The organism is Leucobacter sp., assembly GCF_053528595.1.
This window is the reverse complement of the sequence record NZ_JAIVPF010000021.1, coordinates 16,899-38,276: the sequence shown is the minus strand read 5'-3', so window position 1 is coordinate 38,276 and position 21,378 is coordinate 16,899. Positions and strand designations below refer to the sequence as shown.

The 21,378-nt window shown below is 70.7% G+C and carries 21 protein-coding genes and 1 tRNA gene; 7 read left to right on the top strand and 15 right to left on the bottom strand.

The window, feature by feature from the left end:
• Positions 1–309: 309 nt before the first annotated feature.
• The 9 genes from ACWKZU_RS03435 to ACWKZU_RS03395 all read right to left on the bottom strand — a co-directional run bounded on the left by ACWKZU_RS03435 (position 310) and on the right by ACWKZU_RS03395 (position 8,780).
• The gene (locus tag ACWKZU_RS03435) at positions 310–1,263 is read right to left on the bottom strand and encodes a 1,4-dihydroxy-2-naphthoate polyprenyltransferase (protein WP_449280993.1); all 954 of its coding nucleotides are present in this window, start codon (positions 1,261–1,263) and stop codon (positions 310–312) included.
• Positions 1,260–2,498: an AMP-binding protein gene (locus tag ACWKZU_RS03430; protein ID WP_449280992.1), complete on the bottom strand. Its 1,239-nt coding sequence runs from the start codon at positions 2,496–2,498 to the stop codon at positions 1,260–1,262. Before ACWKZU_RS03430 ends, ACWKZU_RS03435 begins: the two co-directional genes overlap by 4 nt.
• Before the next feature lie 143 nt (positions 2,499–2,641).
• A complete protein-coding gene (locus ACWKZU_RS03425; RefSeq protein ID WP_449280991.1) occupies positions 2,642–3,946 on the bottom strand; it encodes a flavin-containing monooxygenase in 1,305 nt (434 codons plus the stop codon).
• A gap of 193 nt (positions 3,947–4,139) precedes the next feature.
• Positions 4,140–4,784, bottom strand: a complete 645-nt coding sequence (locus tag ACWKZU_RS03420) for an amino acid ABC transporter permease (protein WP_449280990.1) — start codon at positions 4,782–4,784, stop codon at positions 4,140–4,142.
• Positions 4,781–5,425, bottom strand: a complete 645-nt coding sequence (locus ACWKZU_RS03415; protein ID WP_449280989.1) for an amino acid ABC transporter permease — start codon at positions 5,423–5,425, stop codon at positions 4,781–4,783. The genes ACWKZU_RS03420 and ACWKZU_RS03415 overlap by 4 nt, the downstream gene beginning before the upstream one ends.
• 1 nt (position 5,426) lies before the next feature.
• Positions 5,427–6,212 (bottom strand): amino acid ABC transporter ATP-binding protein, encoded by a 786-nt coding sequence (locus tag ACWKZU_RS03410; protein WP_449280988.1) that lies wholly within the window; start codon positions 6,210–6,212, stop codon positions 5,427–5,429.
• A 64-nt stretch (positions 6,213–6,276) separates the two neighbouring features.
• Positions 6,277–7,152 (bottom strand): substrate-binding periplasmic protein, encoded by an 876-nt coding sequence (locus tag ACWKZU_RS03405; RefSeq protein WP_449280987.1) that lies wholly within the window; start codon positions 7,150–7,152, stop codon positions 6,277–6,279.
• 61 nt (positions 7,153–7,213) lie between these two features.
• The gene (locus ACWKZU_RS03400; protein ID WP_449280986.1) at positions 7,214–7,951 is read right to left on the bottom strand and encodes an SDR family NAD(P)-dependent oxidoreductase; all 738 of its coding nucleotides are present in this window, start codon (positions 7,949–7,951) and stop codon (positions 7,214–7,216) included.
• A 109-nt stretch (positions 7,952–8,060) separates the two neighbouring features.
• Positions 8,061–8,780: an SDR family NAD(P)-dependent oxidoreductase gene (locus ACWKZU_RS03395; RefSeq protein WP_449280985.1), complete on the bottom strand. Its 720-nt coding sequence runs from the start codon at positions 8,778–8,780 to the stop codon at positions 8,061–8,063.
• 295 nt (positions 8,781–9,075) lie between these two features.
• Here ACWKZU_RS03395 and ACWKZU_RS03390 point away from each other — a divergent pair, with 295 nt between their 5' ends.
• A complete protein-coding gene (locus tag ACWKZU_RS03390) occupies positions 9,076–10,017 on the top strand; it encodes a LysR family transcriptional regulator (RefSeq protein ID WP_449280984.1) in 942 nt (313 codons plus the stop codon).
• Between the two features lie 163 nt (positions 10,018–10,180).
• On the opposite strand, the gene ACWKZU_RS03385 is transcribed toward ACWKZU_RS03390, so the two are convergent.
• Positions 10,181–11,131: a 1,4-dihydroxy-2-naphthoyl-CoA synthase gene (locus tag ACWKZU_RS03385; protein ID WP_449280983.1), complete on the bottom strand. Its 951-nt coding sequence runs from the start codon at positions 11,129–11,131 to the stop codon at positions 10,181–10,183.
• 26 nt (positions 11,132–11,157) lie between these two features.
• Positions 11,158–11,895, bottom strand: a complete 738-nt coding sequence (locus ACWKZU_RS03380; RefSeq protein ID WP_449280982.1) for a VIT1/CCC1 transporter family protein — start codon at positions 11,893–11,895, stop codon at positions 11,158–11,160.
• Positions 11,896–11,949: 54 nt separating this feature from the next.
• On the opposite strand from ACWKZU_RS03380, the gene ACWKZU_RS03375 reads away from it, so the two are divergent.
• Positions 11,950–13,017: an o-succinylbenzoate synthase gene (locus ACWKZU_RS03375; protein WP_449280981.1), complete on the top strand. Its 1,068-nt coding sequence runs from the start codon at positions 11,950–11,952 to the stop codon at positions 13,015–13,017.
• A 16-nt stretch (positions 13,018–13,033) separates the two neighbouring features.
• Here the strand turns inward: ACWKZU_RS03375 and ACWKZU_RS03370 are convergent, their stop codons facing one another.
• The 3 genes from ACWKZU_RS03370 to ACWKZU_RS03360 form a co-directional block, all read right to left on the bottom strand.
• Complete coding sequence (locus ACWKZU_RS03370; protein WP_449280980.1) at positions 13,034–14,800, bottom strand: AMP-binding protein; 1,767 nt, start codon at positions 14,798–14,800, stop codon at positions 13,034–13,036.
• Positions 14,801–14,869: 69 nt separating this feature from the next.
• Positions 14,870–18,028 carry a hypothetical protein gene (locus tag ACWKZU_RS03365; RefSeq protein WP_449280979.1) on the bottom strand — a complete coding sequence of 1,053 codons (3,159 nt, stop codon included), beginning with the start codon at positions 18,026–18,028 and terminating at the stop codon, positions 14,870–14,872.
• 55 nt (positions 18,029–18,083) lie between these two features.
• Complete coding sequence (locus ACWKZU_RS03360) at positions 18,084–18,644, bottom strand: adenine phosphoribosyltransferase (protein ID WP_449280978.1); 561 nt, start codon at positions 18,642–18,644, stop codon at positions 18,084–18,086.
• Between the two features lie 239 nt (positions 18,645–18,883).
• Here ACWKZU_RS03360 and ACWKZU_RS03355 point away from each other — a divergent pair.
• A tRNA-Arg gene (locus ACWKZU_RS03355) sits at positions 18,884–18,960 on the top strand.
• Here the strand turns inward: ACWKZU_RS03355 and ACWKZU_RS03350 are convergent.
• A complete protein-coding gene (locus ACWKZU_RS03350) occupies positions 18,923–19,219 on the bottom strand; it encodes a helix-turn-helix transcriptional regulator (RefSeq protein ID WP_449280977.1) in 297 nt (98 codons plus the stop codon). The two genes, ACWKZU_RS03355 and ACWKZU_RS03350, sit on opposite strands and share 38 nt — an antisense overlap.
• A 93-nt stretch (positions 19,220–19,312) precedes the next feature.
• Between ACWKZU_RS03350 and ACWKZU_RS03345 the strand changes: the two genes are divergently transcribed.
• From ACWKZU_RS03345 to ACWKZU_RS03330, 4 genes are all read left to right on the top strand, one after another.
• Entirely contained in the window at positions 19,313–19,531 is a 219-nt protein-coding gene (locus ACWKZU_RS03345; protein WP_449280976.1) for a helix-turn-helix domain-containing protein, read from the top strand.
• Positions 19,528–19,788: a hypothetical protein gene (locus ACWKZU_RS03340; RefSeq protein ID WP_449280975.1), complete on the top strand. Its 261-nt coding sequence runs from the start codon at positions 19,528–19,530 to the stop codon at positions 19,786–19,788. The genes ACWKZU_RS03345 and ACWKZU_RS03340 overlap by 4 nt, the downstream gene beginning before the upstream one ends.
• A gap of 11 nt (positions 19,789–19,799) precedes the next feature.
• Positions 19,800–20,060, top strand: a complete 261-nt coding sequence (locus ACWKZU_RS03335; RefSeq protein ID WP_449280974.1) for a hypothetical protein — start codon at positions 19,800–19,802, stop codon at positions 20,058–20,060.
• A gap of 176 nt (positions 20,061–20,236) precedes the next feature.
• Entirely contained in the window at positions 20,237–21,334 is a 1,098-nt protein-coding gene (locus tag ACWKZU_RS03330; RefSeq protein ID WP_449280973.1) for a protein rep, read from the top strand.
• Positions 21,335–21,378: the final 44 nt, after the last annotated feature.

The following is a 21,378-nucleotide window of genomic DNA, read 5'->3' as shown; positions in this document are numbered from 1 at the left end:
TGAACTAGTGTCCGGTCAGCCGGCTGCCCGGAAGAGCAGACGCCGACGGGATGCGGGTGCGTTCCATGGCCTGCTCCTTTCCTCCGGGTCGATCGGGGTACCCGAGTCAGCCTACCGACTCGGAGCGGAGCGGGGCAAGGGGGCGTCCCGCGTGCGCCGGGGCGACGCACCGGTCCCGGTCGGTGAGACCGAGCCCGTTGTGCGAGGGCGAGCCCTCCGTCGCGGAAGATTCATGCGGTCTCGTACAACGAGCTCGGATTCGGGCTCGGGCTCGGCCCACGGGCTCGGGCTCGATGTCGGGACGGACGCTCAGAAGGCGAACGCCACGCCCAGCAGCACGCCGTACGCGAGCGCCGCGAGGCTGGTGAGCTGCAGCACGAGGATCAGCTCGCGCGGCGTCTTGGCGGTGACGACGATCAGCACGCAGGGCGCCACGACCAGCAGCACGAGCCACACCAGCACCATGCCCGGGTTCACGAAGCCGAAGACGGCCGGCACCGCGAAGGGCAGCAGCACGCACACGATGTAGAGCGCCCGCGAGGCCCGATCGCCCATGCGCACGGCGAGGGTGCGCTTGCCGGCGAGGCGGTCGGTGGGAATGTCGCGCAGGTTGTTGACGACGAGCACGGCGACGGCGAAGAACCCGACGCCCGCGCCGGCGAACCAGGCCTCCTGCGTCTGCACGTCGGTCTGCAGGTACACGGTGCCGACGGTCGCGACGAGCCCGAAGAAGACGAACACCACCGCTTCCCCGAGGCCCGCGTAGCCGTAGGGGCGCTTGCCGCCGGTGTAGAACCAGGCGGCGAGGATCGCGAGCACCCCGAGAGCGAGGAACCACCAGCGCTCGCTCACGATCACTGCCGCCAGGCCCGCCGCCGCGGCGAGCCCGAAGAACACGAGGGCGGTGACGAGCACCTTCCGCGGATCGACGAGGCCGGATCCGGTGAGGCGAGCCGGCCCCACGCGATACGCGTCGGTGCCGCGGACCCCGTCGGAGTAGTCGTTCGCGTAGTTCACGCCGATCTGCAGCAGCACCGCGACGGCGAGCGCGAGCAGCGTGAGCGTCAGCGAGAAGCCCTGCACCATGTGGGCGACGCCCGCTCCCGCCGCGACCGGCGCGACCGCGAGCGGCAGGGTGCGCAGGCGCGCACCCCCGACCCAGTTGCGCCACGTGATCCGGGGCTCCTCCCCGGCCGCGACCTGCCGCGCCGCCGCGGCCCGCACGGCCGGGTTGCCCGATCTGCGCCGATCCCTGCTGCTCACTGCCCCTCCTCGATTCCCTGCGCCCGCCGCACCTCGCTGAAGCTGGCCCGCAGACGCGTCAGCCACTCGTCGAGGGCGGTGAGATCCGGCTTGCCGCCCGCGAGGCGCGGGATCCGCTCGGTCTCGGTGACCCACTCCGGCGCCGCGGCGGCGCCGAGGCGATCCCGGATCGCGGCGCGCACCTCGTCGAAGCCCGCCGCCTGCGCATCGGCCTCCGACGCCGTCTCCACGACCAGGCTGACGCGCTCGCCCCACTCCGGGTGCGGGCCCGCGAGCGCCACCGCGCTGCCCCAGCCGGCGAAGTCGCGCGCCACGCGCTCCACCTCGTCGAGCGACACGTTGACGCCGCCCGAGATGATCACGCGGTCGAGGCGTCCGGTGACGGTGAGCATGCCGCCCAGCAGCTCGCCGGCGTCGCCCGTGCGGTACCAGCGGCTCGGCGCGCCGTCGCGGTCGCGGTCCTCGATGAATCGCTGCGCGGTGAGCGCCGGATCACCCGCGTATCCCAGTGCGAGCGCTGATCCGGCCAGCTGCACCTCCCCCTCGCGGATGCGCACCCGGGTGTCGCCGATCTCCACGCCGTCGTAGACGCAGCCGCCCGCGGTCTCGGTCATGCCGTAGCTGCGCTTGAGCGCCGCACCCAGCTCGTGCGCGCGTCGGCGCATCGCCAGCGGCACGCCCTGGCCGCCCACCAGCACGGCGTCGAAGCGCCGCAGCGCGTCGGCGGCATCGCGATCCCGCTCGGCCAGATCGAGCAGCCGCGAGAACTGCACCGGCACCAGCGAGACGTAGCGCCGATCGTGCTCGAGGCTCTCGGCCGTCGCGAGCAGGCGCTCCGGGTCGAAGCCGTCGCCTCCCCCGTCGAAGAAGACCGGTGCGATCCCCGACACCTCGCCGCGCACGAGCATCTGCAGCCCGGAGATGAGGTGCACCGGGAGCGCGACGAGCCACTGCCCCGCTCCCCCGAACGCCTCGTGCGTGGCCTCGGCACCGGCCCGCAGCGCCTCGGCGCCGAGTGCCACGGCCTTGGGCACCCCGCTGGAGCCGGAAGTGCGCACCACGAGCGCCGTGCCCTCGGGCAGGTCCTCGTGCTGGAGCGCCGCGATCGCGTCGGGGTCGGCGCCGGCCGCGACCGGCAGCACCGGAGCGCCGCCGCCGAGCGCGTCGGCGAGCGCGGCCATGAGCCAGGCGCGGTCATCGGTGGGGATAGCGCGGAGTCCGTTGGGCGCAGTCACCGTTCCAGGGTACTCGGGTCGCGACGGGCGCGCCCGCCTCCTCCCAAACTGCGTTTGGTGTGCGCAGATCGTCCCTATCCGCCGGGGATACCGACGATCTGCGCACACCAAGAGCTCACGCCGGGCGCCCGCGCCCGCGCCGGCTACGCGGCCGCCGCCGAGGCCACCGACTCCTCCGCCGGGCGGGCGGACGCGTACGCCGCCAGCAGGCGATCGGTGTCGGCGAGCTGCTCCTCCCAGACCGCGCGCACGATGTCGATGACGTCGTTCGCCTCCTGCAGCCCGGCGAGATACGACTGCACGGGCGCGAAGCCCCCGGCGCGCTCGTGCAGGCGGATCATCTCGATCACCCGCTTCGCCTGGACCCCGTAGACCGGGATCTGCGGGCCGCGCGGCGCCGAGAGGCCGATGTAGTACAGCTTCTCGAGCCCCTGGGGCACGATGCCGGCCGCGTAGCGCAGCGGCACCCCGTTGCTGCGATGGATCAGATCCTCGTCGAGGAAGGGCAGGCTCGCGTGGAAGCCCGTGGCCCACAGAATCGTGTCGTACTCCTTCGCCGTGCCGTCGGAGAAGTGCACGGCCCTGCCGTCGAAGCGCTCGATGCCGGGCACGATGCCGATGCGGCCGTGGTGCACCCAGTAGGGCATCAGCGTGTTGACGACGGCGCGCCCCTCCGCGAGCGAGCGCGACTTCGGCTCCGGCATGCCGGGGTAGTCCTTCGCCTCGCCGATGGAGACCTTGGCGAGCAGTCGCGAGAGCAGGTCGACCTCGTCCGGCGCGAAGTCGGCGAGCCAGGGCACCTCCTGGCGCGGGACGCCGAAGTACATCTTCGGCTGGAAGTGGGTGCCCTCCCGCATCACGATGTCCACGGAGAAGCGGTTCTGCGCCGCGTCGACGGCCAGGTCGCAGCCGGAGTTGCCGACTCCGACGACGAGCACCCGGTCGCCCTCGATGTCGCCGGTGTTGCGGTACGAGCCGGAGTGGATCGTCTTGCCCGTGAACTCGCCGGGGAAGTGCGGCACCTTCTGGTCCCAGAGGTGCCCGTTGCCCACCAGCACGCCGTCGTAGTCGATGCGCTCGCCGGTGCCGAGCTCGACGGTCCAGCCGGCGGAGCCGACGGGGCCGTCGGCGCCGATCGGCTCGATCGACGTCACCTCGGTGTTGAAGGCGATGACGTCGTACAGCCCCTTCGCACGGGCGTACGACTCGAGGTACGCGACGACCTGCTCGCGACTCGGGAAGTGCGGGTAGTCGCTCGGCATCGGGAAGCCCTCGAAGTGGGTCATGTCGCGCGACGTGATGAGGTGCAGCGCCTCGTAGTCGTGCTGCCAGTGCCCGCCGACGCGGTCGCTCTTCTCGTAGCAGTCGACCTCGAAGCCGGCCTCGCGCAGTTGCACGAGCGCCGACATTCCGGCGGCTCCTCCGCCGATGACGCAGTATCGGGTCATGATGCTCCTTTGCTGTGGGGTGCGGCCTCGTCGGGTTCGGGATCCGGTGCTTTCGACGGTAGGCGAGGCCAAGTGATAGGGAAATGCTGATTTAGGTGTATATGTAATAGGTTTTTCCTATTGAGGATCGACGGCGCCGTGCGGAGCATCCGTTCCCCGCACGGCGCGACGCCGACCCGCCGCGACCCGGGCCTCAAACCGCCCCGCGCGCCAGCCGTCGCTCGACCGCGACCGACAGCCAGGTCGCGGGCACCGCCACCGCGGCGAAGATGAGCCCCGTCACGCCGTAGACCGCCAGGTACTCGAAGGTGATCGTGCTCACCTGGTAGGCCTGGCTCATGAGCTCGTTGACCGAGATGGAGTACGCCAGCGACGTGCCCTGGAACGACATGATCGCGAGCCCCATCAGCGCCGGGATCGACGAGCGCAGCCCCTGCGGCAGGATGATGCGGAGGAAGGACGTGGTCGCGCCGAGGCCGAGCGCCTGCGCCGCCTCCCGCTGCCCCCGCGGCACCGAGGCGATGCCCGCTCGGATCATCTCGGAGGAGTACGCCGCGACCGTGAAGGTCAGCGCCGCCGCTGCGGCGGTGAAGTTCTCGAGCAGCAGCCCGAATGCCGGGAGCCCGAAGTAGACCATATAGAGCACCACGAGTGCTGGGATCCCGCGCCCGATCTCGACGACGGCGATGGCCGGCCACCGCAGCCATCTGCGGCGGGAGCTCGAGCCGAGGGCGAAGAACAGGCCGATCACGTAGCCGAGCACCACGGAGATCACGGTCAGCTGCAGGCTGACGAGCAGGCCGTTGCCGAGACGCGGCAGGTATTCGACGAAGTTCATGACTGGGCTCCCCTCATCCGCGAGTCGAGTCTGCGCGCGAGCAGCGCGACGGGAATGCTGATCACGAGGTAGACGACGGCGGCGAGCAGGAACGGTACGATGCCTGCCACGTCCGGGTTCTGCCGGGCGAACTGGTTCGCCATGAACACCATGTCCGCGACGCCGATCGTGGACGCGATCGACGAGTCCTTGATGAGCGAGAGCAGGAAGGTGGTGATCGAGGGCAGCACGGTGCGGAACGCCTGCGGCGTGAGCACGAAGACGAAGGTGTCGAACCGGCTCAGCCCGAGCGCGCCCGCGGCCTCCGCCTGCCCTCTCGGCAGGGTCTGGAAGCCGCCGCGGTACATCTCGGCGAGATACGCGCTCGCGATGATCCCGAGTCCCGCCACGGCGGCCGTGAGCGAGTCCATGCGGATCGCCCCGAACTGCACGCCGAAGTAGATCAGGAACAGCCACACGATCGGCGGGATCCCGCGGATGAGATCGACCAGCAGGCGGACGGCGAGGCGCACCGGCGCGATGCGCGACCGCAGCCCGAGCATGATCGGGAATCCGCCGACCAGCCCGATCCCGAAGGCCAGGGCCGTGACCAGCAGCGTCATCGGCAGGCCCAGCAGCACGGTGAGGAATGCGTCGCCCATGTCAGCGCTCCAGCACGGCGTTCAGGAATCGCCGGGTGCGCTCTTCTCGCGGATTCGACATGATCTCGGCCGGGTCGCCCTCCTCGATGATGCCGCCGTCGGCCATCACCACCAGGTGGTCGCCCACGTCGCGGGCGAACTGCATCTCGTGGGTGACCACGATCATCGTCATGCCGGTGTCGGCGAGGTCGCGCATCACGGCCAGCACCTCGAGCCCGATCTCGGGATCGAGGGCGCTCGTCGGCTCGTCGAACAGCATGGCCTGCGGGTTGAGCGCGAGCGCCCGCACGATGGCGATGCGCTGCTGCTGACCGCCCGAGCAGCTGCCGGGATGCTGGTTCGCCTTGTCCTTGAGGCCGACTCGGTCGAGGAGGGTGAGCGCCCGCTCCTCCGCCTCCGCGCGGCTGCGGCCGAGGATCTTCTCCTGGGGGAACGCGACGTTGCGCAGCACGGAGAAGTGCGGGAAGAGATTGAACGACTGGAACACCATGCCGACCTGCCGGCGCAGGGCCAGCAGCTCGCTGTCGCGCAGGCGGTCATCCGCGTCGATGGTGATGTCGCCGACGGTGATGGTGCCGTGGTCGGGCTGCTCGAGGTAGTTGATGCAGCGCAGCAGGGTGCTCTTGCCCGAGCCCGACGGCCCGATGAGCGAGGTCACGCTGCCCGGCGTGACCGTCATCGAGATGTCCTGCAGCACGTGGTTGTCGCCGAAGCTCTTCGAGAGGTTGCGGATCTCGACCCCCGCCCGGGGGATGTCGATCGCCTTGGTGAGGATGGGAGTGCTCATGCCGGGTTCTCCAGTTCGTGAGGCGGCGGGCGCGAGGCGACGGCCCCGCTCCCGCCGCGAGCCGCTATCGGATCGACGTCGCCGCGCGCTCGGCCGGCACGACGAGCTCCGCGGGCAGGTCCCAATCGGCGAGGATCTCGGCCAGCGTGCCGTCCTCGCGGAAGGCGTCGATCTGCTCGCTCAGCGCGTCCGAGAGCGCCCGGTTGTCCTTCGACACCGGGAATGCGCTGACCGGCTGGTCGGTGGTGATGGCCACGCGGTCGTCGGGGGCCGCGATCTGCACCTCGTAGTCGGTGTCGGCGTAGGCGACGGTGGCCACGGCGTATCCGTCGAGGGCGGCGGCCAGGCGCCCGGCCACGAGGTCCTGCTTGATCTCGACGGTGCTCGGGTAGGTCTTGAACTGGTCGCCGAGCACCTTGGACATGTCGCCCTCCCACGAGAATCCGGCACCGCTGCCCACCGCCCCGATGTCCTCGAGCCCCTCCACCGTGTCGATCCCGTCGGCGGAGATGATCGCCATCGAGTCGAAGTAGGTGGGGGTGGTGAAGCCGACCTTCTGCGCCCGCTCCTCGGTGACGTACCACCCGCCGGTGATCATGTCGACGGCCTTCTGCTCGCTGATCATCGGCACGCCGTTGCCGTAGGTGATCGGCACGAACTTGAGCGCCAGGCACTCGGCCTCCGCGAGCTTGCGCACGAGCGCGATCTCGAAGCCGTCGGCGTCGTCGCCCTGGGTCTGCGTGTAGGGGAGGTTCTCGGGCACGCCGACGGTCAGCGTGCCCGCCGTGATCGTGGTGAGCCCCTCGTGCGCCGGGGTGCAATCAGCCGCGGGCGCCGCGGCTTCGCTGCCGCCGCCGCTGCAGCCGACCAGCGCCATCGACGCGAGACCGATGGCCGCCGCCGTGACGACGCCCTGGGAGACCTTCTTGCTGAGATTCATGTTCTTTCCGTTTCTCTGAGGGGATGATGCGTTTCGGGATCCGGCGCAGCGTTGCGCCGGATCAGATGGTGAGGCCGCCGTCGATGGTGAATGCGGCCCCGGTCACGAACGACGCGCGCGGGCTGAGGAGGTACTCGACGAGCGGCGAGATCTCCTCCACGCTCGCGCGCCGGGCGAGCGGGGCGGAGCTGCTGGATCCGCCCTCGGGCTCGAAGTCGTTCATGGGGGTGGAGACGCCGCCGGGGCAGATCGCGTTGACCCGCACCTTCGGGGCGTACTCGAGCGCGGCCACCCTGGTGAGGGCGAGCACCGCGGCTTTGGAGGCGGAGTAGGCCGCGTAGCCCCGGGAACCGGCGAGCGCGGCCGTCGAGGAGACGTTGACGACGGCTCCCGAGCCCCGCTCGAACATGATCGGGGCGAGCGCCTGGATGCCCAGGAAGGTCCCGTGCACGTTCACGCGCTCGTGCAGCGCCCACGTCTGCAGGTCGGTCTCCTCGATCGAGGCGTGCCTCAGGATCCCCGCGTTGTTGACGAGCCCGGCCAGCGGCACGTCCGACGTGCGCAGCTCATCGGCGAGAGCGCGCCAGTGCTCGGGATCCGAGACGTCGAGCCGGCGGTAGTGCGCGTCGCATCCCGAGCTGCGCAGCACGGCCGCCGTGCGCTCGCCCTCCTCCTCGAGCACGTCTGTCAGCACCACCCGCACGCCGGGGCGCCCGAGCAGCGCGGCGTGGGCGGCCCCCTGGCCCCGGGCCGCGCCGGTGACCACGACGGTGGACTCGGAGGGGAAGATCTTGGTCATGGTCGGTTCCTTCGCTGCGGTGTCGCGGATTCGGGGGCGGATTCGGCTGATGCCGGATCGGGATCGAGGGATGCAGGGTCGAGATCGGGCGATGCCGGATCGGGATCGGTCACTGCCGGATCACCGCGCCGCCCGACAGGGTCACGATCTCCCCGGTCATGAAGGAGGTGTGGCGAGGCCCCGCGAGGAGCAGCACCCAGTCCGCGATCTCGGCGGGCTGCGCGACGCGACCCAGCGGGATCGTGGCGGCGGCCTCGGCCATGCGCCCGGTGGCGGCGTTGCCCGGGGTCTCGACCCATCCGGGTGCGATGCCGTTGACGCGGATGCCGAGCGGCGCGAGCTCGAGGGCGAGCGCCTTCGTGAGCATCACCACGGCGGCCTTCGAGGCGCCGTAGAACAGCTGACCCGGCGAGACCTCGAAAGCGTCGACCGAGGCGAAGTTCACGACCGCCGATCCCTCGCCCATGCGGGGCTTGGCCGCCGCGATCACGTTGACCAGGCCGAAGACGTTGATGTCGAAGATGCGACGGTAGGTCTCCTCGTCGTAGGAGTCGATGTCGGTGGGCGGGTAGATGCCGGCGATGTTCGCCACCGCGTCGATCCGCTCGCCCGCCGGGAGCAGCGCGGCCAGCGCCTCCTCGATCGAGGCGCGCGACCGCACGTCGACGACGTGGGTCGCGAATCGCTCCGAGCCTTCGGCGGGAGCCTCCACCGGCACGATGTCCAGAGCCAGCACGCGCCAGCCCTCTCGCAGGAACCGCTCGGCGGTGGCCCGCCCCATCCCCGAGGCCGCCCCCGTCACCACGATGGTCTGACTTGCTGTGTTCATCGCCGCTCCCACTCCTTCGTTGCGTTGCGGATCATTGCAGCAGCGCGCGAAGTGAAGGACAATGCTTATTAGAGGATGGCAGCCACAGGTTTTGCCTATGAGGTCATAGTTTCCGCGTGATCGCGCCGATCCCGCGGAGCGGATCCAGCGGCCGTCATCGCAACCGTTACGCTCGCGAAATCAGCGGGTCATCGTTTCCTCGCCATCGAAGCACCCAGACCGCCAGCCCGTCAGCACCCCGACCACCGGTCCGTCCGCCGTTCGGACCCCGCACCCCGACCACGCAGGAGGCGCAGTGCCACTCCCCTCGATCCGGCAGCTCGAATACTTCGTCTCGGCAGCTCAGATCGGCACCTTCGCCGGCGCGGCCGCCGAGAACCACATCGCGCAGCCGAGCCTCTCGGAGCAGATCGCCAACCTCGAGCAGAGCCTCGAGGTCTCGCTGTTCACACGCACCTCGCGCGGGCTGCAGCTCACCGACGCCGGCAAGCAGCTCCTGCCACTGGCGCAGGAGGCGCTCCGCAGCATGCGCGACTTCTCCGAGTGGAGCCGCCGCCTCCGCTCGGTCGAGGAGGGCCGGGTGTCGTTCGGCACCTTCAGCAGCGCCCACCTCTACCTCCTGACCGACCTGATCAAGGAGTTCCGGGAGCGGCATCCGAAGGTGCGCGTGCACATCACGGGCCTCAACTCCTCCGAGGTCGCCGAGGCGGTGCGCTCGGGATCGCTGGAGGCCGGCCTCGTGCAGCTGCCCGTCGACGCCCGGGATCTCGTGGTCAGCCCGACCGTCTTCACCGATCAGGCCGTCTTCGTCTCGGCCAGTCCACTGCCCGCCGACGGCCCCATCGACGTCGCGGAGCTCACCGACCGGCCGCTCATCCTCTCCGAGTCGAGCTGGGCCCTCGGCGATCCGCTGCGCGCATCCCTCTTCGAGCGCGCGCAGCGGGCCGGCATCCGCTTCGACCCGGTGATCGAGGTGGAGTTCCAGACCCACGCGCTGCAGCTGGCCGCCGCGGGCCTCGGCGACACCTTCATCTCTTACCACGTCGGCAGAGCCCTCATCGAGCAGCGCGGGCTGCACTGGGCGCCGCTCTCGCCTCCGCACCTGGAGCACTACGCATTCGTGACCAAGCGCAACGGCGCGATCTCGCCCGCCACCGCCGAGTTCATGCGCATCGCCCACCGGCTCATGCAGCGCCTCTCCGCGGTGTCGCCGCGGCCGGTGCCGGATCCCGCATAGCCCGGCTGGCCCGCAGAGCCCGGGTGAGCCGTGCGACCCGGGCAGGCTGTGCGAGCCGTGCGGCCCGGGCAGGCCGTGCAAGCCGCGCAAGCCAGGCGGGAGGCACCCGGGCGACGCGGGCGGCGGGCGGGTGCAGCGGTTGCCGGGTACCCGGCCGCGCCGCTCAGAAGTGGTAGGGGAACGGACTCCAGTCGGGCTCGCGCTTCTCGAGGAACGAGTCGCGGCCCTCGACGGCCTCGTCCGTGCCGTAGGCGAGGCGCGTGGTCTCGCCGGCGAAGATCTGCTGGCCCACGATCCCGTCGTCGACCGCGTTCATCGCGTACTTCAGCATGCGGATCGCGGTGGGCGACTTGCCCAGGATCGTGCGCGCCCACTCGATCCCCGTGCGCTCGAGATCCTCGTGCGCCACGACCTCGTTGACCGCGCCCATCTCGCGCGCACGATCCGCCGAGTACTCGCGGGCGAGGAAGAAGATCTCGCGAGCGTTCTTCTGCCCGACCTGGCGGGCGAAGTACGCGCTGCCGTATCCGGCGTCGAACGAGCCGACGTCGGCGTCGGTCTGCTTGAACCTCGCGTGCTCGCGGCTGGCGATCGTGAGGTCGCAGACCACGTTGAGCGAGTGCCCGCCGCCCGCGGCCCAGCCGGGCACGAGCGCGATGACCACCTTCGGCATGAAGCGGATGAGGCGTTGCACCTCGAGGATGTGCAGGCGGCCCGCCCTGGCGGCGGCCTCCGGGCCGACGCTCGTCTCGTCGTCGGAGTACTTGTACCCGTCGCGGCCGCGGATGCGCTGGTCGCCGCCCGAGCAGAACGCCCAGCCGCCGTCCTTCGGGCTGGGGCCGTTGCCGGTGAGCAGCACGACGCCCACCCGCGGGTTCACGCGCGCCCGCTCGAGGGCGTCGTAGAGTTCGTCGACGGTGTGCGGCCGGAAGGCGTTGCGCACCTCGGGGCGGTCGAAGGCGATGCGCGCGATGCGGCCGTCGCGACTGAGGTGCGCGGTGAGGTCGGTGTAGCGCTCTGATCCGGGAGCCGGCGCCCACTCCGCCGGGTCGAAGAGCTCTGAAACCTGCTGGGGCTGCTCGGGCTGCGGAGGCCGAGGATCCTGCTGCGTCATGGGACCAGCCTATTCGGCAGCGCCCGCTACGACACAGCGACCCCGAACAGCAGGCCGATCAGGTAGGTCGCCGCCATCGTCGCCGAGCCCATCACCACGTTGCGCACGATCGCCCGGAGGCGCGGGGCCTGCCCGAGCGCCGCGCTGATCCACCCCGTCAGCAGCAGTCCGAGCAGGACCGCGACGGCGGCGATCCAGACCCGGTGCGCCCCGAACGGCAACAGGATCATGACGAGCGGGATCAGCGCGCCCGCCGTGAACGACACGAACGACGAGAACGCGGCAGCCCACGGGCTGGTGAACTCGTCGGGGTCGATGCCCAGCTCGACCTCCGCGTGCGCCGCGAGCGCATCGTGCGCCGTGAGCTCCTCGGCGACCTGCCGAGCAAGCCCCTCGGCCAGGCCGCGCTGCCGGTAGAAGCCCGCGAGTTCCTCGAGCTCCTCCCCGGGCATCTCGCGCAGCTCCCGCTTCTCCTTCTCGATGAGCGCGCGCTCGGTGTCCCGCTGCGTGCTCACCGAGACGTACTCGCCGCCGGCCATCGAGAACGCCCCGGCGACGAGCGCCGCGAGACCGGCGGTCGCGATGGCCAGCACGTTGCCGGGTGTCGCCCCCGCGACGCCGATGACGACGCCGGCCGTCGAGACGATTCCGTCGTTCGCCCCGAGCACCCCCGCCCGCAGCCAGTTCAGACGCTGCCCGATGCGCTGGTCGTGCGGCTCCCCCGCGTGCGGAGTGGGATTCTCGCTGGTCCGTTCGGCGGTCATGATCCGATCCTCCCATGCGGGGCGCGATCCGGTGCCTCGTGGGAGGATCGACGCATGAGTGCAGCTCGGGATCCCGCGTCGACCGCTCCTCCGCTCGCCGCCCCGCCGCCGCTCGCCGAAGTGCTCGCGGCGACGCGGGTGGTGGCGATCCCCACGCGCACCCGCTTTCGGGGGATCTCCGTGCGAGAGGCCGCGATCCTCGACGCCCCGCTCGGCGCGAGCGAGTTCTCGCCGTTCCCCGAGTACGGCGACACCGAGGCCGCCGCCTGGCTCGCGGCCGCGATCGACTTCGGCTGGGCGGAGCAGCCGCCGATCCTGCGCGATCGCATCGAGGTCAACGCCACCGTTCCGGCCGTGCGCCCCGAGGAGGTGCCCGGGATCCTCGCCCGCTTCCCCGGCTGCCGCACGGCGAAGGTGAAGGTCGCCGAGCGCGGCCAGGTGCTCGCCGACGACGTGGCGCGGGTGCGCGCGGTGCGCGAGGCGATGGGCGACGAGGCCCGGGTGCGCATCGACGCCAACGGGGGCTGGACCGTCGACGAGGCCGCGACCGCGCTGCGCGCACTCGCGGAGTTCGATCTCGACTACGCCGAGCAGCCGTGCGCGACCGTGGCGGAGCTGGTGGAGGTGCGGCGCAGGCCGGACCTGGAAGCTGCGGCCAACGGGTCGGAGGGCCGGGGCTCGCCCCTCGTCCGCATCGCCGCCGACGAGAGCGTGCGCAAGGCCTCCGATCCGCTGGCGGTCGCCCGAGCCGGCGCCGCGGATCTGCTCGTCGTGAAGGCGCAGCCGCTGGGGGGCATCCGGCGGGCGCTCGGGATCGTCGCCGACGCGGGGCTGCCCGTGGTGGTCTCGAGCGCGCTCGACACGTCGGTGGGCATCGCGATGGGACTGCGCCTCGCCGCGGCCCTGCCGGACGGCGCGCTGGCGGGGGCCTGCGGACTCGGCACGGTGGCACTGCTCGAGGGGGACGTCACGGCCGAACCCCTCGTGCCGCAGGACGGCGGGATCGAGGCGCGCAGGCCGAGCCTCGATCCCGAGCTGCTGGATCGCTACGCCGCTCCGCCCGAGCGCGAGGCCTGGTGGCGCGAGCGGATCACCCGCTGCTACGCCCGGCTCCTCCGATAGCGCTCGCCCCGGGCGCTCATCCCTTGAGCCCGGGGAAGTCCTCTTCGCGCCATTCGCCGCCGAGCCTCTCCCCGGTCGCGGATGCCGCCTCCTCGCGCTGCCGCAGTTCGACGCGGCGGATCTTGCCGGAGGTGGTCTTGGGCAGCTCGAAGAACTCGACCCGGCGCACGCGCATATAGGGCGGCAGCGCCGCGCGGGCGTGGGCGAGGATCGCGCGGGCGGTCTCCGCGCTCGCCTCGACCCCGGCGGCGAGCGCGACGTACGCCTTCGTCACGTTGAGGCGGGTCTCGTCGGGCGCGCCCACCACCGCGGCCTCGGCGACCCACTCGTGTTCGATGAGCACGCTCTCGACCTCGAACGGCGAGACCTTGAAGTCGCTGGACTTGAAGATGTCGTCGGTGCGGCCGACGAAGGTGAGCACCCCTCCCTCGCCCCGCTGGGCGACGTCGCCGGTGTGGAACAGCCCGCCCGCGGTGGCCTTCGCCGTGGCCGCGGGGTCGCCGAAGTAGCCCGGCATGAGGTTGACCGGCTCCCGGCGCACCGGGTCGCCGTCGACGGCCGGATCGGCGTCGACGATGCGCAGGCAGATCTCGCCCTCGCCGGCCTCCCGACCCGTGAGCGGGTCGACGAGCAGGGCGTCGACTCCGGGCAGCGGCTTGCCCATCGCCCCGGGCACGATGGGATCGCCGGGCATGTTGCCGATGAGGGCCGTGGTCTCGGTCTGGCCGTAGCCATCGCGGATCTCGAGTCCCCACCACTCCGCGATGCGGGCGATGACCTCGGGGTTCAGCGGTTCGCCCGCGGAGACGAGTTCGCGCAGCGCTCGCGGTTTGCGGTCGAGGCGCTTCTGGATGAGCATGCGCCACACCGTGGGCGGCGCGCAGAAGGTGCTGACCCCGACGCGGTCGAGTTCGGAGACGAGGAACTCGGGATCGAATCGGGTGTAGTTCGCCACGAAGATCGTCGCCCCCACGTGCCACGGCCCGAAGAAGCTCGACCAGGCGTGCTTCGCCCAGCCGGGCGCGCTGATGACGAGGTGCACGTCTCCCGGTCGCACGCCGAGCCAGGACAGCGTCGTGAGGTGGCCCACGGGATAGCTGGTGTGGGAGTGCACGACGATCTTGGGCAGGCTGGTGGTGCCCGAGGTGAAGTAGAGCAGCGCGGGATCCGTGCTCGCGGTGGTCTTGCGGATCGGGGCCAGCGACGCGGCGCTCGACTCCTCGTAGCGCAGCCAGTCGAAGAGCCGTGCTCGATGATCCTGCGAGGCGGCGTCGAACCCGACGCCGATGCCGCGGTAGTCGCCGGGCACCTCCGCGAACTTGACCGCGTCCTCCGCGGCGGCGAACACCCACCGCACGCGGCCGCGCTCCACGCGGTCCACGAGTTCGTGCGCGCCGAGCACCACGGAGGTGGGCAGGATCACGACGCCGAGCTTCATCGCGGCGAGCATGATCTCCCACAGCTCGACCCGGTTGCCGAGCATGAGCATGGCGATGTCCCCCTGCCGCGCGCCGATGCTGCGCAGCCAGTTGGCGACCTGGTCGGAGCGCTGCTTCAACTGCGCGAAGCTGCGCTGCAGCTCGCTGCCGTCCTCCTCGGCGATCCGGAGCGCGGTGTCGTCGTTGCCGTCGGAGATGCGGTCGAAGACGTCGTGCGCCCAGTTGAACTCGGCGCCGACGTCGGGCCAGCAGAACTCGGCACGAGCGCGGGCGGGATCTCCCGCGCACTCGAGCAGCTGATCCCGGGCGGCGAAGAAGGCGGCGGTCGGGTCGATGCGGGTCATGGTTCCCATTCTCTCGTAGAGCTCCGGCGGAGCGGCATCCGTTCGCAGCGGGCGGGGCCCGCCGCTTCCCTACTTCTTCCGCTGCGCCGTTCCGGGTGTTCCGGGCGGCGCGCTGCGGCGGGCGACCAGGATCGTCTGAGCCAGCACGGCGGCGAGCATGAATGCGCCGATCGCGATCGCGCCCCAGCCGCGGTTGTCGCTGCCGGGCATCGTCATCACGGCCCACCCGAAGAGCACGCTCTGAGCCGCGGCGGCGATGGGCAGCGCGGCGAACGAGATCGTGCGCAGCGACGCGCTCGAGCGGCGGCTCATGCGCAGCGCGAAGACGAAGACGCCGATCGCGGCCGCCGAGACGAGCGCGGCGAGCCCGAGCACCGTCGCGTAGGGCAGCGCACGCGCCGCGGCGTATCGCTCGGCGGCCTGCTCGTCGACGCCGGCGAAGGTGCCGGGGGCGAAGTTCAGCACCGCACCCAGGTCGTTGTTCATGTCGAGTTCGTACTTCTCGAGCGTCGCGTTGATCTCCTCCGAGATCTGCCAGGGCCCGGGGGGCGTCTCCTCGACGTAGTCCTCGCCCTCCCGGGACTCGACCGCCTCCGCATCCAGCGAGACGACGAACGAGCCGTCATCGAGCGTGCGCTCGTCTCCGATCCGCAGGTCGTACGGACGGGAATCCTCGAGATCGTCGCCGATGTAGATGCTGTTCTCGTACTGCCACGGCTGATACCAGTTGCCGTTCTCGTAGGGCACCCGGTCGCGTTCGTGGTCGGAGTCGATCCACCCGCCGGATCGGATCTCCCCCGCGATGTCGGGAGCGACGGTGAGGCCGATGCGCAGCGGGCGCACCGGCGCGGTGCCGTCGAACGGACTCGCCGCGTCGGTGTAGTACGTGTCCTCCCAGAAGTCGTACGCCGCGGTCCAGCGCAGCTGCTGCTGCGAGTCGGGCCCGTCGGGCGCATCGACGACGGGGGCCGACAGCGTGTAGACGATCTCGACGTCGTGCAGCCCGTCCAGCACCGTCGACATCTGAGTCGCCAGCACCACGCTCTGCGGTCCCGTGATCTCGCGGAACGGCACCGCCTCGCCGTCCACTTCGACGGTCTCGATCCCGAAGCCGAGGTCCTGCCCGAGCCGCTCCCGCGGCCACTCCCTGGCCAGCTGCGGCACCGAGGAGCCGCCGGCGGTGAAGCGCACCGCGTCCCGCTCCACGACGCGGAGGCGGGCCCCGCCCCGCTCGTCGCGCTCGAGTGCGGCGTCGACCTCGAAGCCCTCGACCTGCGACCAGATCGCCCCCGACGGGCCGGATCCCGGCCAGGTCACGAAGTCCTCGTCGTTATAGGGCACGGGTTGCGTGGAGACGGTGACGATCGACCCGGCGAGCAGTCCGAGGGCCGCGACGACCGTCAGCACCGCCGGCAGCGAGACGAAGTGCTCGGTGCGCCAGCCGCGACCGAGCCAGCGGTCGCCCGACTCGCGCGCCGCGTGCCCTGCGACGGCGCGCCCCGCGCGCCGCGGCCCCTCGAAGAGCACCGCGTAGGGCAGCAGCTCGTCGTCGACCGGGCCGCGATCCAGCAGCCGCGTGGCCCGCGCGTACGCGTCGACTCCCTTGAGCTGCTGCATCGCGAGTGCACCGGAGCGGGTGAGCGGGCGCGGACGGCGCACCACCCCGATGATGACGAGCGCGAGCACGGTCGAGGCGAGCACGAAGAGGCCGGGCCACCAGACCACGGCCAGGATCACCTGGTGCGAGAGCTGCCGCAGCAGCCCCCACTGCAGGAGGACGATCGCGAGCGACCCGAAGATGAAGGTGTCCCGCACGTAGCTGTCGGGCACCCAGCGCAGTCGATCCTCGACCGGTTGGTCGTGCGCCCGCCAGCGCGCTCGCCGGCCCGCCACGCTCGGGAGGTTGCCGATCCTGCCCGCGCGCATCCCGGCCCGCGCCACCGCAGCCAGCCACGACTCGCGACCGCGCCCGCCGGGATCCGGGCGCTTCGCCCGCTTCGGCTTCTTCGCCGGTTTCGCGCCCGCCGGCCCCTTCGTCAGCTCCGAGATGAGCTCGGCGTGCCAGGGGCGGTCGAGCAGCTGGGCCGATGCGGCCGGGGTGAGGTCGTCGGGAGGATCGGATCGCGGCAGGTACCAGGGCTCGCCCGCGCTATCCGCCCAGACCACGCGCCGAGCGGCGAGCGCGAACAGCAGGAGGACCGCGAGCAGCGCGAGCGGGATCAGCGGACCCCAGCTCTGCAGCCAGAAGAGGGGCGTGGTGGGCGGCTGCTCGAAGGTGCCGGCCGCGAAGCTGGTGTCGATGAACAGGTCGGGATACGGCGGCAGGGTGTCGTCGTTGCTGAAGGCGTATCGCACGCCCTGCGCGGTCTCCTCCTCGGGGGTCAGCCACTCGGTGCCGCTCAGCAGCATCCACCCGACATAGGCGCGCGGGGCGCGCACGAGCGCCTCGTCCAGATCGTGCGGCAGCGTCAGCGACACCTCGACGCCCTTGGTGGCCTGCGGCCAGCTCGGCCCGAGCAACGGCCAGGACCAGGTGTCGACCGGCTGCTCCGTGGCGGCGTCGGTCTCGGTGGTGACGAGGTCGTGCAGCTCGTAGGCGAGCGCGATCTCGCGCTCCCCCTCGAGGCGGGCGCCGTCCGGCTGGGAGATCAGCACCCGGGTGACCGTGGCGCCCCGCCGCACCTCGACCTCGGCCGGCTCCCCGTCGATGGTCGCCGAGTGCAGCTCGAATCGGGTGTCGCGGCCGTTGAACTCGGTGGCGAACATGCGCTCGACGACCCTCTCGGGACCGTTCGTGAACCGGGCGGTGTAGCGCTCCGAGACCCGTGCGGCGAAGGCTCCCTCCGCAGTGCGCTCGAGCGTGTAGTCGATCGCCGCGTCGGTGGCGATCCAGTCGACCTCGCTCAGCTTCGCGGAGTCGAGCACGTCGTCGATGTCGAGCGGCTTGTTGATGATCGGCCCGACGAGCAGGAAGACGCCGACGATCGCCACGAAGCCCCAGAAGAACCTGATGGCGTTGCGCACCGAGGTGTCGCCTCGTGCCCGCAGCCGGGCCTCCACCGCCGTGAACACCCGGGCGAGCCAGCGGAAGAACGGCGTGTGCTCGGGTTGCGGGTCGGGGATGCGCCCCGAGTTGAGCAGCTCGGGATCCGACCCTGCGAGGTCGAAGAGATCGGGCGCGGACGGCGAACCGTCCTGCGGCTCCGGTTTCTCGCGCTTCTCGCTCATGGTTCGACCCTAGCGGCGGCCTCCGACATCATGATCGGCTCGCCCGGGATGCCGGTCAGCTGCGGAACACCGTGTGCAGCTCGGGATCCGCCACCGTCTTCCGCCCGCCGAGCTCGTCGATCTCGAACAGCACCGCCGTGCCCGCCGCGGAGTACCCGAGCTCGCGCAGCAGGGTGTGCGCCGCCGCGAGCGTGCCGCCCGTCGCGAGCACGTCGTCGATCAGCAGCACGCGGGATCCCGGCGGGAAGTCGGCGTGGGCCTCGACCTCCGCGGCGCCGTACTCCAGCGCGTACCCGACGCTCGCCGCCGGCCGCGGCAGCTTGCCGGCCTTGCGGATCGGCATGAGCCCCGCCCCACTCGCATACGCGGCGGCGCTCGCCAGCAGGAAGCCGCGCGCCTCGAGCCCGGCGACGACGTCGAAGGATCCGCGGAACGGCGCGATGAGCTCGTCGACGGTGGCCCGGAAGGCGTCGCCGTCGGCGAGCAGCGGGGTGATGTCTCGGAAGAGGATCCCGGCCGAGGGGTGGTCGGGGATCTCGAGGATCAGCGACCTCGCCCGCTCGAGCTCGGGGCTCGGTGCGACGGGGGCGTTCGGCTGCGGACTCTGCTCTGGCACGCGTTCAAGGGTACCCCGCGGTGCGAGGAATCCGAGCACGGGTGCGGCTGTCGCACCGAGCGTCGCGAGCGCACCCCACCCGCGGCCGCACGCGGCGCAGCGCTCCTCGCCCAGGGCCGGCGCCGCGCTCGCCCCTTCGGCCGATATCGCTCCCGCATCGCCTCGTACACGCCCGGGCTGCCCTGATTTTTCTTTTCGATCGGAGTCGTGTAATGTCTTTCTGGTTGGGAAACCAACGGGCGCCCCTAGCTCAGCTGGATAGAGCATCTGACTACGGATCAGAAGGTCGGGGGTTCGAATCCCTCGGGGCGCGCCATCTGGCCCCCACCGTTCTCGGTGGGGGCCTTTTCCGTTTCTTCATCACCGAATGCGATCCAATCCATTGATCGCCCCGTGATCTGCGCCCACTTCATGACTGCAGAAAACGGCGGATCGGTTACCCCTCGCTCCCAGTTGCCGACGGTGTTGCGCGAGACGCCGAGCAGTTCGGCCATATCGCGCTGCTCGAGCCCCACCCAGAGGCGGGTGCGGACGAGTCGTTCACCAGGAGTCGTCGCGGTCTGAACTGTTGCCATGGTGCCTCCTCTAATGGTGCTGTAGTTCGAAAATACTCTCATCAGGCCCAATATGTTGAGCGTGAGGGTAATTGATGTGCTAGTTTGTGCGACATGCCCAATGAATTGGTCTTGACGCCTTCGGTGTTGTTGACGTCGGCTGAGGTTGCGCGTCGGCTCGGGGTGTGTCGGGAGACGGTGAATCGTGCGGCTCGTGAGGGTCGGCTGTTGGCGGCGATGAAGCTGCCGGGTGGTCCGAATGGTGCGTATCTGTTCACGGAGGATGCCGTGGTGGAGTGGCGTTCTCCGGGTGATCGGTTGGCTGGCCTGTGAGCGTTGCGGTTGATCGGGAGCGGCCCGACTGGAACCTTGCGAGCCCCCGGCACCGCCCGTGTCGTGCCGGCGACGTGGTGCAGGCGTGGGATCGCTTCGCTCACGAGTTCGTAGAGATCACGGTCGAGCGCGTCTACTGGGACGGCTGGCTGCGTGATTGGCGGATCTTCGCCGTCGACGGCGGGACGTACTACAAGGGTGCGGACATCGGACCTTCGCAGCCCGATCTCCTCGACGCGCTGGAGCGGCTGCTTTGAGGCGGGTCTACGTGCTCGAGATCGCGAGCACGAACCCCGCTGATTCTGCCCCGTTCTCGTTCCATTTCACGGATCCGGCGCACGCTCGGAACGCGCTTGAGGCGGTCGCTCGCGGCTTCCGTGGCGGGGACTCGGTGCTGTTCACGTGGTGTGTTCATTTCCTCGATCCGGCGGGCTTCCTGATTCCGACGCCGGCGCAGTTCGCGCATGAGCGGACGGTCGTTGAGTCTCTGGATCCGCGGGCGCTGCTGGAGGTCATCTCATGGGCGTGAGCTTCTCATCTGCTTCAAGGCAAACCCCCGAAGGGGGTGCGGCAGCCGGCCGCGGAGCGGCCCTCGGTACCAAGGCGAGTTCGGTAACCCCCCTGGGGCGTCGGAAGCCGGCTGCTCGGGTGCTGCGGGATCTGCGCCGTACGCGGTTCGCTCGCCGGCAGCAGTCGCGGGACTGGTTGCTCGAGGAGGCCCGCGAGTTGCTGGATGGGGTGGAGGATTCCGCCGGTGCGCTCGCGCTCGTCGCTCCGCGGCCGGCGAAGTGCGGGTGGGCGGCCTCCGGCGTCGTCTCGGTGCACATGGGCGACGGTGGTGCGGCGCGGTATTGCGGGGTGCAGACGTGCGCGTCGATCTGGGCGTGCCCGACCTGTTCCGCGCTGATCCGTGCTCGCCGTGCTGAGGAGATCCAGCACGCCGCCGACTGGTGGGAGAACGAGCAGCGCGGCTCGTTCCTGTTCGCCTCGTTCACCGTCCGGCACTTCCTCGAAGACTCGCTCACCGATTCCATGAACGCACTCACGAAGGCGTACACGCGGCTGATCCGGGGCGCACCCTGGAAACGTTTCTCTGCTCGTCACGGGATCCGGCACATGATCAAGGCCGTCGAGGTCACGCTCTCCTGGCGCAACGGCTGGCACGCGCACCTGCACGTGCTGTTCCTCACCGATGCGGTCGCGTCGAAGTCGGCGCTCGCGGAGGCGCGGGGCTGGCTGTCGGATCGGTGGGCGGACATGGTGGTGAAGGAGGGCGGGCGCCGGCCTTCTCGGGAGCGGGGCGTGGATCTGCGGCCGGTGCAGAACGGGCATATCGTTGCGGACTACATCTCGAAGGTGCAGGAACACGACCGCGAGCCCGGCCGGTTCAAGGTGGGTGCGGAGATGGCGCGCATCGATATGAAGAAGGGCCGGTTGGATTCGATGGTGCCGTTCGATCTGCTCGATCTCGACGGCCTCGACGAGACGGAGGCTGATCGGCAGCGCGCCTACTGGCTTGAATACGTCGAGACGACGCGGGGCCGGCGCGCGACCACGTGGTCACGCGGGCTCAAGGATGCGTGCGGGCTGGATGAGGTCGAAGACGAGGAGATCGCCGCTGAGGAGGCCGAGGAGACGGCGCAGGATGACTGCGTGTTGATGATCCTCTCCCGGGATTGGCGGCGGGTGATGAACGCGCCGGACCTGGTGGCGCGGATCCTCGATCTGGTCGAGCTCGGCCGCGCCGATGACGTGGGCGATTTCGTGCCGATACTCGTGCCGGCACCTGCGCGGCGGGCCTGAAATCTGTCATTTCACACCTTCGATCTGTGGGCGGGATCCTGGTT

What these genes read in the sequence shown, in the direction of transcription:
- ACWKZU_RS03400 (WP_449280986.1), bottom strand. Translation starts at nt 7,951, where the DNA reads ATGACCAAGATCTTCCCCTCCGAGTCCACCGTCGTGGTCACCGGCGCG.
- ACWKZU_RS03420 (WP_449280990.1), bottom strand. Translation starts at nt 4,784, where the DNA reads ATGAACTTCGTCGAATACCTGCCGCGTCTCGGCAACGGCCTGCTCGTC.
- ACWKZU_RS03365 (WP_449280979.1), bottom strand. Translation starts at nt 18,028, where the DNA reads ATGAGCGAGAAGCGCGAGAAACCGGAGCCGCAGGACGGTTCGCCGTCC.
- ACWKZU_RS03415 (WP_449280989.1), bottom strand. Translation starts at nt 5,425, where the DNA reads ATGGGCGACGCATTCCTCACCGTGCTGCTGGGCCTGCCGATGACGCTG.
- ACWKZU_RS03350 (WP_449280977.1), bottom strand. Translation starts at nt 19,219, where the DNA reads ATGGCAACAGTTCAGACCGCGACGACTCCTGGTGAACGACTCGTCCGC.
- ACWKZU_RS03410 (WP_449280988.1), bottom strand. Translation starts at nt 6,212, where the DNA reads ATGAGCACTCCCATCCTCACCAAGGCGATCGACATCCCCCGGGCGGGG.
- ACWKZU_RS03425 (WP_449280991.1), bottom strand. Translation starts at nt 3,946, where the DNA reads ATGACCCGATACTGCGTCATCGGCGGAGGAGCCGCCGGAATGTCGGCG.
- ACWKZU_RS03370 (WP_449280980.1), bottom strand. Translation starts at nt 14,800, where the DNA reads ATGACCCGCATCGACCCGACCGCCGCCTTCTTCGCCGCCCGGGATCAG.
- ACWKZU_RS03395 (WP_449280985.1), bottom strand. Translation starts at nt 8,780, where the DNA reads ATGAACACAGCAAGTCAGACCATCGTGGTGACGGGGGCGGCCTCGGGG.
- ACWKZU_RS03380 (WP_449280982.1), bottom strand. Translation starts at nt 11,895, where the DNA reads ATGACCGCCGAACGGACCAGCGAGAATCCCACTCCGCACGCGGGGGAG.
- ACWKZU_RS03345 (WP_449280976.1), top strand. Translation starts at nt 19,313, where the DNA reads ATGCCCAATGAATTGGTCTTGACGCCTTCGGTGTTGTTGACGTCGGCT.
- ACWKZU_RS03405 (WP_449280987.1), bottom strand. Translation starts at nt 7,152, where the DNA reads ATGAATCTCAGCAAGAAGGTCTCCCAGGGCGTCGTCACGGCGGCGGCC.
- ACWKZU_RS03375 (WP_449280981.1), top strand. Translation starts at nt 11,950, where the DNA reads ATGAGTGCAGCTCGGGATCCCGCGTCGACCGCTCCTCCGCTCGCCGCC.
- ACWKZU_RS03385 (WP_449280983.1), bottom strand. Translation starts at nt 11,131, where the DNA reads ATGACGCAGCAGGATCCTCGGCCTCCGCAGCCCGAGCAGCCCCAGCAG.